Below are 11,231 nucleotides of genomic sequence, written 5' to 3'. Positions count from 1 at the left end.
ACAGGGGTGCCTCTTCCATTTATAAGTTTTGGCGCTGCCGTAGTCCTCGCCGCCGACCATCAGATACTTCAGATCCGGTAGCGGCCAACGGGTGTGATCGATGGTGGACAGTACTGAAGGTGTGATGAGGAGGTGGCTGATGTGTTCGCGGTCGAGCAGTGCGGCGAGTTCATCACCGCCGTAGACGTCGTTGGGTGCGATGACCATGGCCGCGCCAGCCGCCAGCGGGAGCAGCAACTCGAGTACTGATACATCGAAGCTGGGTGATGCCAGATGTAGCGTGCGGGAACCGGGTTCGATGCCCATGGCAAGCCGGTGTTCCGCGGCGCAGTTGCCGAGTCCGCGGTGGGTGACCGCGACACCCTTGGGTCGTCCGGTCGATCCGGAGGTGTAGATGACGTAGGCGATATCGTCGATCCGCAACGGACGAACCCGATCGCTGTCGATAATCGGACGATCATCGGTGTTGGGCCGGTCGCCGGACGTGTCGAGTTCGTCCGATATCAGCCAGTCCATATTGTCGGGCAATTGTGGGCGTACGGCTGGCACGGTCAGACCGATGGCCGCGTTCGAATCGGTCATCATGTGGGTGATGCGTTCGGCCGGATAGGTCGGGTCGATCGGCAGGAAGGCGGCCCCCGATTTCGCGACGGCCCAGACCACGAGCATCGAGTCCGCGGAACGTGGGATGCTGATCGCGACAACATCTTCCGGGCCGATGCCACGTCGGATGAGCTGCCGCGCCAACCGGTTGGAGCGTTCGTCCAGTTCCCGATAACTCAGCTGTCGTCCATCGAACGCGATCGCGGTGGCGTCGGGATCGAACGCGACTGCTGCCGACAGCAAATCGGGCAGCGTGGCCGGCGGTGCCGAGGGCGCGCCGGAACGGGTCAGCAGATCGGCTCGTTCGGCAGGTTCGAGCACATCGATCGCCCCGACCGCAACAGTCGGATCGGTGACGATCGACTCCAGAATCCGAATCCACCGATGCGCAAGAGAATCGATGGTCGCAGCGTCGAACAGATCCGTGGCGTAGGTGAGCGCGACAGTCATATGACCGCTGTCATGATCCTCCGACAGGATGAATTGCAGATCGAATCCAGGCGTTTGGTCGCTCGGGTCGACCACCAGCGGCTCGAAATCGGACAGGGCCGACCCCACCGGCTCCTGATTCCGCAACGCCAACAGCACCTGAAACAGCGGATGCCTGGACTGGGACCGCTGTGGCACCAACTGGTCCACCACCTGCTCGAACGGAACCTCGGCGTGCTCGAAGGCGTCCACATCGACTTGTTCGATCCGGCCGAGCAGATCGGTGAACGATTCAGCGGGATCGATCTCGGTCCGCAACACCACGCGCGCCGCGGCACCGTCCCCGGCAATCGGTGTGCCGATCGGAATGTCGGTGGTACCGCTCAACCGGGCGAGCAGTACCGCCAACGCGCCATGGATCGCCGTGAACAGCGACGAACTGTGCTGCTGGGCAAACCCTTCCACCGCCCGAACCAACTCGGCAGGCAGCGCATAGTTCGCCGTGGCCGCTCGATTCGACGACACCACCGGCCGCGGCCGGTCGAACGGCAGCGGAAGGTTCTCGGGCAGATCCGCGAGTGTTTCCCGCCAGAACGCCAGATTCTCACGGCGGCGGCGGATCCGAGCACCCTCGCCAACGCTTTCGGGGTGAACCTGCTCCAGCGCAGTGTCCGGCGCGGCGGCGAACGCATCGAGAAACTCCTCGAACCTCGTGCAATGCGCCGAGAGTTCGGAGTCGGTATAGAGGTTGGGATTGGCCAGCAAGTGCAGAATCGTCCGCGGCGGCTCCCCGGTTTGATACAGGTCGACCAGCAGATCGTCGACCGGCCCCGAACTGAGGATATGGAACTCCCCGGTCACCGAACCGAATCGGATCTCCTGGTAGAAGAACATCACATTCACCACCGGACCCGCAAAACGCCGCAGTCCGCCCTGGTATCCGACGGCGGCACGAATATCGGTCAGGCCGCACCGCTGGTGCCGCAACGCCCCCACCAGATCGGACTGCACCCGCCGCGTCACCGTCGCCACGGTGTCGCTCGAATCGAGGGTGAGCGGAAGCGGAGCGACATTGACGAACATCCCGCCGGACCGCCGCAGCACGGCGTTGGTGCGACCCGATACGGGAATATTGACCATGACGTCGTCTCGGCCGGTCATCCGCGCCAGATAGCAGCCGAAGGCGGCGATCACCACCGCGGCCGGGCTCGCGTCCAACGCTTTCGCGGCATGCTCGATCCGCTGCACCGTCGTCGGCGACAGTTCGGCCTTCGCGACTGTACTGTTCGCGCGCGCGGGTGCCTGCCCGGCGACCAGACTGGACTCGTCCCCGACGTCGGCGAGTCTGTTCACCCAATATTCCTGATCGTCGGTGAACCGCTTCGACTCCCGGTAGCTGCGGTCGGCGTCGTAGAGGGCGCGCACATCCGCGGCCCGGTTCGGCTCCGCCGTCCGGCCCTCCAGCGCCGCCCCGTACAGTTCGGCGATCCGGTTGATTATCATCATTCCGGCGTAACCGTCCAGCGCGACGTGGTGGATTCTGCTGTACAGCAGGTAATGCTGCTCCCCGACCTGCACGATCGCCGTTCCCACCAAGCGGTCTCTGGTCATGTCGAGCGGAGTGGTGTACTCCCGATGCATCCACTCCAACCCCGCCGCGACGGGATCCGGTTCACCGCGCATATCGATCACCGGCGCCGGTGACTCCAGCGACGGGTCGAACACCTGGTACGGCTCGCCGTCGACCTCAACCACCCGCAGATATCCCGACTGGAACTCGTGGCCTGCCCGCATCGCCACTTCGCGCAGCAGATCGACGTCGAGACCGCCACGCAACTCGACGTACTGTGCCTCTGATATCGGCACATCCGGACTCAATTTCTGCGCCAGCCACAACGCCCGCTGCCCGGCAGACAGCGGCACTTGCTCTATTACTGACACGTCCGGCTCGGTATCTGCGCTCGATCCCCGCTCGGGTTGAAACTGTGGTCGCAAAACGGTCATTTGGCCTCCTCCAGCGCCGGCCACGGCCGGTCCAGGTCGAATGGACGGCGTGCGTGTACCCGGCGTTCGGAATTCGACGGCGAAATAATCACCGAGTTGATCAAGGCAATTGGCGGCATACTTGACTATCGCGGGATCCCGCCGTGGCGTATCAGATGTCGAACGGAAACCGGCGTCACGCAGGTACCTTCGCCCCTCGTTTCGTCGACTGAATACGCTCACTTTCAATGACTTTCGTCTTGTAAATAGTCGACCGAATCGCGTTCGCGAATTTCACAAATCGGCATAATTCACCCAGGGCCGTTAACACATGATCTTCGCATTGCGATTCTCGAATTCTCGCCGGAATCCGGGAGCTGTTCGGCCGCGGTCCGCCACCGCTCGATCCGCTGGTGCCCCATCGCCCATGGCGTCGTTCGCGTCGGGGCTGCACCTGGGCGGCGACGGTATCGTGCCAGCTCGGGCCGGATATCAACCGGTCACTCGCACAACCCGGCCGGTTGCGCGGCGCGGACGTGCAGCTTCATATTCGACCGGTGGTGTGCAGCCGAGCCGGTGCATGAGCCGACTGGCATTGAACCAATGGACGCATTCCGCGGTAAGGGGTCTCGACGTCGGCGAGCCGGTTGAGCGGGCCGCTCTGAAACGGTGAATCGTCGCGGACCGCCTCGGTCCGGTGGAGCCCAATTGTCGTCTGCCAGCGCATTATCGAATGCGTCACCGACCGAGCCGATCGACGGAATCCTCCCCGACAATACGAGTGATTCACCGAACCGCACCGATGCATATCGCGACCCGGTGTCCGAATGATGAATTGCACTGCCGGACAATGGATGCCCCTCGCGGATCGGGTCGCCGCCGATTGTCGGATTGCGGATTCGACGAAGCTGGTGTGCTCGGACGTCGAGCATTCCCAGCCGAGAATTCGCCCGGCTCAGGGGCCGTTTCGATGGTGCCCGTTTGTTCCAGACGTGGAAGGCTCTCGGGGCGATCTTGCAGCCGTGCGCATTGAGCGCGGCTGATCGGTGCGACTCCGAACCAGGCCCGATGCTCGGCGATGAACCGTCAGATCACCGCTGATTCGGGTCGCACTCCCTCCACTGCCCTCGGATTCCGAACACCGTTCCCGCAGTAAAAGATCTTGATTCTGGGTAGCATCGTTCTTCGTCATTGCGCTTACACCTGCCGCCGGCAACCTGTGCTGGATTGTGTGACATACGGCTGGAAAGGCTTATCAGCCGGACGATGCGCACACGATGACAGCTCGCCCGGTTTGCTGGCGCCTGCTGGCGAAGGGAGCTGACTGACCAAAATGACCGCGAAATCGACCGTCCACAGCGTGACATACGATTTGTTGAGGTCGCTGGGCCTTACGACCGTGTTCGGTAATCCGGGATCCACCGAGGAGACCTTCCTCAAGAACTTCCCGGAGGACTTCACCTACGTGCTGGGTCTTCAGGAAGCATCCGTCATCGCCATGGCCGATGCCTTCGCCCAGACCACCCGGCGTCCGGCGCTGGTGAACCTGCACTCTTCCGCTGGGCTCGGCAACAGCATCGGCAACCTGGTCGCCGCCTACCGCGGGCACACTCCGCTCATCGTCACGGCCGGCCAGCAACACCGCGAGCTGCTGATCGGCGATCCGTACCTGACCAACCTCGATGCGGCGAACCTGCCAAGGCCGTGGGTGAAGTGGTCCTACGAGCCCGCACGCGCCGAGGCCGTACCCGAAGCGATCATGCGTGCCTATGCGATGGCCGTGCAGCCGCCAGCGGGACCGGTGTTCCTGTCCATCCCGCTCGATGACTGGAACCACCCCCTGGAAGGGCCGGCCGTACTGCGTGATGTCAGCAGGACCTACGCCCCCGACCCAGAGCGCCTGCGGCGCTTCGCCGAACGCATCACCGCTAGTCAGCGGCCGGCCCTGATCCTCGGGCCCGATGTGGACCGCGCGCGCGGATGGCAGGCCGGCATCGCACTGGCCGAGAAATTGAAGGCCGCGGTCTACAGCCCGCCGCTTCCGGACCGCGCCTCGTTCCCCGAGGACCATCCCCTGTACCAGGGTTCGGTCGGCATGTCGGTCAAGGCCGTCGGCGAGCGGCTCGCCGGACACGATCTCGTCGTGGTCATCGGGGCCGAGGTCTTCCGCTACTACCCCTACGTGCCCGGCGACATCCTCCCCGCTGGGACCGAACTGTTGCAGATCACGGACGACCCAGCGACGGCCGCAGCGGCCCGTATCGGTGACAGCCTCCTCGGCGATGCCCGGCTGTCGATCGAACTCCTCACCGAGCTGGTGGATGACGGCAGCGGCCGCGCGCAGCCCAAGCCCATGCCGCGTCCTCGGAGCCTGCCGGAAAACCCGAGCAGCCCGCTGACACCGGCCGAGGTCTACGCGGCTCTCAGCGAGGTCCGTCCGGAGCACGCGGTCTTTGTCAACGAGTCCACCTCGACCATGGCCCAACATGCCGAATGGCTGCCCACCGTCGAGCCCGACTCGTTCTTCGCCACTGCCAGCGGTGGTATCGGCTGGGCTGCACCGGCTGCCGTCGGTGTCGCGCTCGGCGACCGGGACCGCGGTGTCACGCGTCCGGTGATCGGTCTGATCGGGGACGGATCGTTCCAATACTCGGTCCAGGGCCTGTGGACCGCGACACAACAGAACTTGCCGATCGTGTACGTCGTGATGCGCAATCACGAGTACTCGATCCTCAAATCCTTCGCCGAACTGGAGGAGACGCCGGGTGTGCCCGGGCTCGACCTACCGGGCCTGGACATCGCCTCCGTCGCACGGGGTTTGGGCTGCCATGCCGTCGATGTCACATCCACCGGAGACCTCGAAAAGGAGTTCAGGCTCGCGCTGGAATCCGGTACCACCACGGTCATCGTGGTGACCACCCAACCGGAGAAGGCCATGCTCTGAGGTTTGGGTGACCCAGGGGAATCCCACCCCTGGGTCACCCGACCCGAGGACGAGGGCCGCGCCTGCCGACTGCGGACTTGCAGTTGACTCGCCGCCGTTCCGGCTCGGCCGACAGCCGCCATCACTCCCGCGCCCGGCGCCGGTGCCGAGCGCCGATCGACTCCCGTCGTTCCGAATTCGGTTCCTCTGGTTCGCAATACGGACAGGGTGAGCGCCCACGCCCCAGCGCTCGAAGGCATCTGACCCGCTACCGCGGTGCGGCGTCGCGCCCGCCGGTTCGAGCGCGGCGGTCGTGCCGCAACCGGATCGATGACTTGCCACCGCTGATGCATCCAACTGGAGATACGCGGCAACCGTGGTGGACGCCGACGTTCACTCACCGCCGCTGTGTAGCGGTGTGCTGACGGTATGCTGGAGGACAATCAGCCCAGGGGCGTTGTGATGGGGTACGTGCAGTGGCTGCAGGGGAATTTCGGGGTCGAGGATGGCTGAATTCGGTCCACTGATGACGCAGCATGAGCCTGATCCCCCGATCGCGGCGGAACTGGCTGCGGCGGGGTTCGAGGATGCGGACGAGATCGGCCACGGGGGCTTCGGCGTGGTCTACCGCTGTCAGCAGCGCTCACTCGACCGAACCGTGGCGATCAAGGTGCTGACCTCCCTCCTCGCCCCCGACAACGTCGAACGATTTGTTCGTGAGCAGCGCGCGATGGGCAAACTGTCCGGGCATCCGAAACAAGCATTCCCCGCGACATCGCCGCTGCCATCGACCATGCCATGGCGGAGGACCCGCACGATCGCCCTGCCACCGCGGCCGCATTCGGAGACGAGTTGCGCCGGATCCAGCACCGCCATGGACTGCCCGTCGACGATATGGCCATCCCCGCCCGAGTCGGTGGTGAGCCTGTCCACGACGAGGTGGAGACCCCTCTGATGGAGGGAAACAACCCGATGCCGACTCGGTTACGTGTGATTCTGGCCGAAGACGACGTGCTACTGCGCGAAGGTGTAGCGAGCCTGCTCATACGCTCCGGGTTCGACGTCGAAGGACAAGCCGGCGACGCGTCCCAACTCCTGGCACTGGTCCGGGACCGAGTGCCGGACCTGGTGATAATCGATGTTCGGATGCCGCCCACGCATACCACCGAGGGCCTCGATGCAGCACGGGTGATCCGCGACGAACTCCCCCAAGTCGGCATCCTCATGCTATCGGCGCACGCCGACGTCGAGCATGCGATGGAGCTGTTGGCCAGTGGTCGTGGGATCGGCTACCTACTCAAGAGCCGGGTCACCGACGTGGAGGATTTCATCGACACTCTCCGACGGATCACCAAGGGGGCCTCGGTCGTCGACCCGGCCCTCGTTCAAGAGCTCGTGTCGGCTCGGCGACGCAACGATCCTCTTGCCGTGCTCAGCGCGCGGGAGCGCGAGGTGCTCGCTTTGATGGCGGAGGGACGTTCGAACGCCGGCATCGCCCACCGGCTATGGGTCACCGAGGGGACCGTCGAAAAGCACGTGCGCAGCATTCTCACCAAGCTGAATCTGCCGGAGACCGCCGAGGACCATCGCCGAGTCCTCGCCGTCGTCAGATTCCTCGAGGCTCGCTGACCTCCGGACATCGACCAGCCGCCGCTGCTCCACCGGCACAGCGTCCCGCGATGCTCGTCGAACCGCACAACCGACCGCCCCGGCCGCTGCGACAGACTTTGCGTCAGCGATGCGCGCTGCCTTGTGAGCGTCCGAGTGGGCCCACGCCCGGCCGGAAGATACGCCCTACCGCTGCCCCGCATCCTCGGTTACCCGTTGACCGGAGGCGCGGAATTGACGGTAGCCGTAGTGACGCAGCCGCAGATCCGCGCAAGTATCGGTATACAGCCGCAAATACCACAAGCAACCCAGGGGATTCCGCCGTGCGGATGCAGATAGCGCGCCGGTACGTGAATTACAACGCACGATCGAACCGTAAGTCTCGGATTCCGCATTCTTCACCCGACGGCATCAATCACTCCAACGATCATAAATCTGGAAACGCTCCAGTGAATTGGCGGTTGTTCCCATGGAACGCACCTCGGAAAGGAGCGCAATTATGACTACAGCGCGTCGAAATCATCAAAGTGTCAGCCGGCGTCTCGCCGACGATATCCGTAATTTCACGGCCTCAGCTGAGCTGACGGCCAACCTTCAGCGCGTGCTGGTCGATCTCATCGAACTGCACCTGCAAGGCAAACAGGCCCATTGGAACGTGGTCGGGACCAATTTCCGCGACCTGCACCTGCAGCTCGACGAACTCGTTGACGCCGCCCGCGAAGCCAGCGACACCATCGCGGAGCGGATGCGGGCCCTGGACGCCGTACCGGACGGGCGATCCGACACCGTCGCAGTCACGACGAGCCTGCCGCCTTTTCCGGCCGATGAGCTGGATACGGGCCATGTCGTCGACTTGATCACGACACGGACCTATGCAGCGACCGACACCCTCCGCGACGTGCATGATGCGGTCGACGCCGAGGACCCCAGCACCAGCGACTTACTGCACGAGGTCATCGACTCGCTGGAGAAGCTCGCCTGGATGATCAAGTCGGAGAATCGCAAGATCTGATCGCCCGAACCTCGATCCGCCGCCGGCGCGCCCTTCGCCCGGCGGCGGATTCACGGATGTGAACCAATGCGGTCCAGCTGCCACGACCTTGCCCCTGCTGTTCAGGGAGGTCGCGGGCCGCGGTAAGGAAGGCCGGGCTGACGTCGACGATGAGACAGCGCAACGGCGTGACCGGCGACATCATGGAGGTCATTCTGCTCGAGCATGGGGCGGCGCGCATTCCGGCTACCGGGAATACTGCTCGGCATTGTGATTGCCGTGACCACGACCTGCGCAATTCTGGCTGGCGGGAACGACTTATTGATGCCAGCCGTGGCGACAAAGTTTGCCATTCAGGCGAAAGTAGTCGATATGAAGACCACAACATTGGAAAGAAGCGGACTGCGCGTCTCCCACATTGCGTCCAGTACATGGCAACCGGGCGGTGAATGGGGTTCGTTCGACGAAGACGCGCCGGTTGCCGGACCGTCCCCGGAGACGATGTGATGACCGGTTCGGTGCGCACCGTGGCGGTACTGGGCACCGGCACGATGGGCGCACCGATCGCACGGAATCTACTACGCGCCGGGTTCGACGTGCTGGTGTGGAATCGAACCTCGGTCGAGGCAGCACTGGTCGCCGCTGGAGCACACCGGGTCTCCAGCAACGCCGCCTCCCCCGCCGAGGTGTTGATCACTGTGTTCGACGACGGCGCCGCCGTCGAGCACGTGATGACCCGGCCCGGCGGTGCGCTATCGGCTCTTGCTCCTGGAGCGATCTGGATCCAAATGAGCACTGTCGAGCCCAAATACTGCGCTCGTCTCGCCGACCTCGCCATCCGGAACAACATCCTGTTCATCGACGCCCCGGTAGTCGGCGGTCCCGGACTAGCCGAGTCTGGAGAGCTGCTCATCCCCGCCTCGGGCGTACGTCCGGTCCGGCCGCTGGTCGAGCCGATCTTCCGTGCCCTCGGCCAGCGAACACTCTGGCTCGAACGTATCGGCGACGGGAGCAGCCTCGGCATCGCGCTCAACAACTCGCTGAATCTCCTGGTCGAGGGAATGGCCGAAACCCTTACTCTCAGTGCGGCCTTCAACATCGCCCCACAGCAGTTGCTGAATGCCGTCGCCGGCGGGCCATTGGCAACGGAGTAGGCGAGGAGCAAGGCAATAAGGACATCACCTCGCCGCTGATCCTCAGGTGGCTATTCGGGCCAGGGGCTGGCTTCGATGACATCGACGAAGTCGGTGCGGGTGAAACCGGGCTGGAAGTGGGCAAGGACGTCGGCGTTGACGGTTCCGAAGGTGGTCTCGGGCCGATCGCCGAAACCGTTGGTGAACGCGGCGAGGAGGGGATCGCGACTCCTGCGATGTGCTCGGTCATGACGATGCTCCTCGCGCTGCGCCGATCTCGCGATCCGGTAACCGGCGGGGGTTGGTTTTTCACCTACTTTGTGTGGCCGACTTTCGGTCGCTCTGCGGCGGTCGGTTCGTGTAGCGCCTGCTTGGCCCGTACTCCTTGTTCGACTCGGTCACCGAGATCCTTATCAATGTTGTGCAGGTATGCGAACGTCCTGGTGAGCACGGGTGGGCTCACGCCGTCGAGCAGGTGTCCGATGATGTTGTTGACCAGTCGTGTCCTGGCGGCGTCGTCGAGAACCGTGCGGACCATGGTGCCAGCCTGTCCCCAGTCGTCGTCGTCCGCGCGCAGCGTGTAGGCGGTTCGCACCATCTCGCCGTCGGCATACCAACTCGCAGGCGGTCCCGCCACCGTGGGATCGGCGTGCGGTCCGCCCTTCGAGTTGGGCACATACACCGGATCGCCTGGGTTGTGGTGGCGCATGGCGCCGTCTTTCGCCCACGATCGGACCTCGGTGCCGTGTGGCGAATTGACTGGTAGCTCTTTGTAGTTGATACCTATCCGGTGTCGGTGCGCGTCGGCATAGGAGAACCAGCGCCCGAGCAGCATCTTGTCGGGGCTGGGGCCGGTGCCGGGTACTGCGTTATTGGGCTCGAACGCCGCTTCTTCGATGTCGGTGAAGTAGTTGGCCGGGTTACGGTTCAAGGTCATCTTGCCGACCTCGATCAGCGGATAGTCGCCGTGCGGCCATACCTTGGTGAGATCGAAGGGGTTGTAGCGGTAGGTCTTCGCGTCGTCGAACGGCATGATCTGCATCTTCAGGGTCCAGCTCGGATACTCACCGCCTTCGATCGCTCTCCACAGATCACGCTGGTGGTAGTCCATGTCGATCGAGGTCATATGGGCGGCTTCGTCCTGGGTGAGGAACTTGATGCCCTGATCGGTCTTTAGGTGGTACTTGACCCAGAACCGTTCGCCGGCAGCGTTGATCCACATGTACGTGTGGCTGGAGTACCCGTTCATGTGCCGGAAGGTGGCCGGGATGCCGCGATCTCCCATCAGCCAGATCACCTGGTGCGCCGATTCCGGCGACAGGGTCCAGAAATCCCATTGCATGTCGTTATCGCGCAGATTGTTGTCGGCGCGACGCTTCTGTGACCGGATGAAATCCTGGAACTTCATCGGATCCCGCACGAAAAAGACGGGTGTGTTATTGCCGACCAGATCGAAATTGCCCTGCTCGGTGTAGAACCTCACGGCGCCCATGTACGAATCACCGGAGCAGCGCGGCCGCGAAATCGACGAAGGCGCCACCTTGCCCCCAGCCGCGATACG

General features: G+C 63.8%; 7 protein-coding genes and 3 pseudogenes. 6 read left to right on the top strand and 4 right to left on the bottom strand.

The annotated features are described in order from the left end of the window. On the bottom strand, positions 1–2,973 hold a 2,973-nt coding region (locus tag ABZW16_RS40640; protein WP_354961481.1), incomplete at its 3' end, for a condensation domain-containing protein. Positions 2,974–3,507: 534 nt separating this feature from the next. Continuing rightward, a pseudogene (locus ABZW16_RS40635) lies at positions 3,508–3,970 on the bottom strand (IS3 family transposase); the annotation flags it as partial. 378 nt (positions 3,971–4,348) lie between these two features. Here ABZW16_RS40635 and mdlC point away from each other — a divergent pair. The 6 genes and pseudogenes from mdlC to ABZW16_RS40605 all read left to right on the top strand — a co-directional run bounded on the left by mdlC (position 4,349) and on the right by ABZW16_RS40605 (position 9,691). Beyond that, a complete protein-coding gene (gene mdlC, locus ABZW16_RS40630) occupies positions 4,349–5,959 on the top strand; it encodes a benzoylformate decarboxylase (RefSeq protein WP_354961480.1) in 1,611 nt (536 codons plus the stop codon). A gap of 484 nt (positions 5,960–6,443) precedes the next feature. Further along, positions 6,444–6,692: pseudogene (locus ABZW16_RS40625) on the top strand (protein kinase); the annotation flags it as partial. Positions 6,693–6,910: 218 nt separating this feature from the next. Further along, on the top strand, positions 6,911–7,567 hold the full coding sequence (locus tag ABZW16_RS40620; RefSeq protein ID WP_354961482.1) for a response regulator transcription factor: 657 nt from the start codon (positions 6,911–6,913) through the stop codon (positions 7,565–7,567). A 478-nt stretch (positions 7,568–8,045) separates the two neighbouring features. Then, on the top strand, positions 8,046–8,558 hold the full coding sequence (locus ABZW16_RS40615; RefSeq protein ID WP_354961479.1) for a DNA starvation/stationary phase protection protein: 513 nt from the start codon (positions 8,046–8,048) through the stop codon (positions 8,556–8,558). A gap of 351 nt (positions 8,559–8,909) precedes the next feature. Next, positions 8,910–9,044, top strand: coding sequence for a hypothetical protein (locus tag ABZW16_RS40610; protein ID WP_354961478.1), 135 nt, complete (start codon positions 8,910–8,912; stop codon positions 9,042–9,044). Continuing rightward, positions 9,044–9,691, top strand: a complete 648-nt coding sequence (locus ABZW16_RS40605) for an NAD(P)-dependent oxidoreductase (protein ID WP_354961477.1) — start codon at positions 9,044–9,046, stop codon at positions 9,689–9,691. Before ABZW16_RS40610 ends, ABZW16_RS40605 begins: the two co-directional genes overlap by 1 nt. A 50-nt stretch (positions 9,692–9,741) precedes the next feature. Here the strand turns inward: ABZW16_RS40605 and ABZW16_RS40600 are convergent. Next, positions 9,742–9,897 (bottom strand): annotated as a pseudogene (locus ABZW16_RS40600) (diguanylate cyclase); the annotation flags it as partial. A gap of 86 nt (positions 9,898–9,983) precedes the next feature. Continuing rightward, positions 9,984–11,231: catalase (locus ABZW16_RS40595; protein WP_354961476.1), on the bottom strand; the 1,248-nt coding region annotated here is incomplete at its 5' end.

The sequence above is a fragment of the Nocardia sp. NPDC004604 genome, from assembly GCF_040609795.1.
In the GTDB taxonomy this organism is placed as follows: Bacteria; Actinomycetota; Actinomycetes; order Mycobacteriales; family Mycobacteriaceae; genus Nocardia.
The sequence above is the reverse complement of the archived record's forward strand: the minus strand, read 5'-3'. Positions and strand labels throughout refer to the sequence as shown.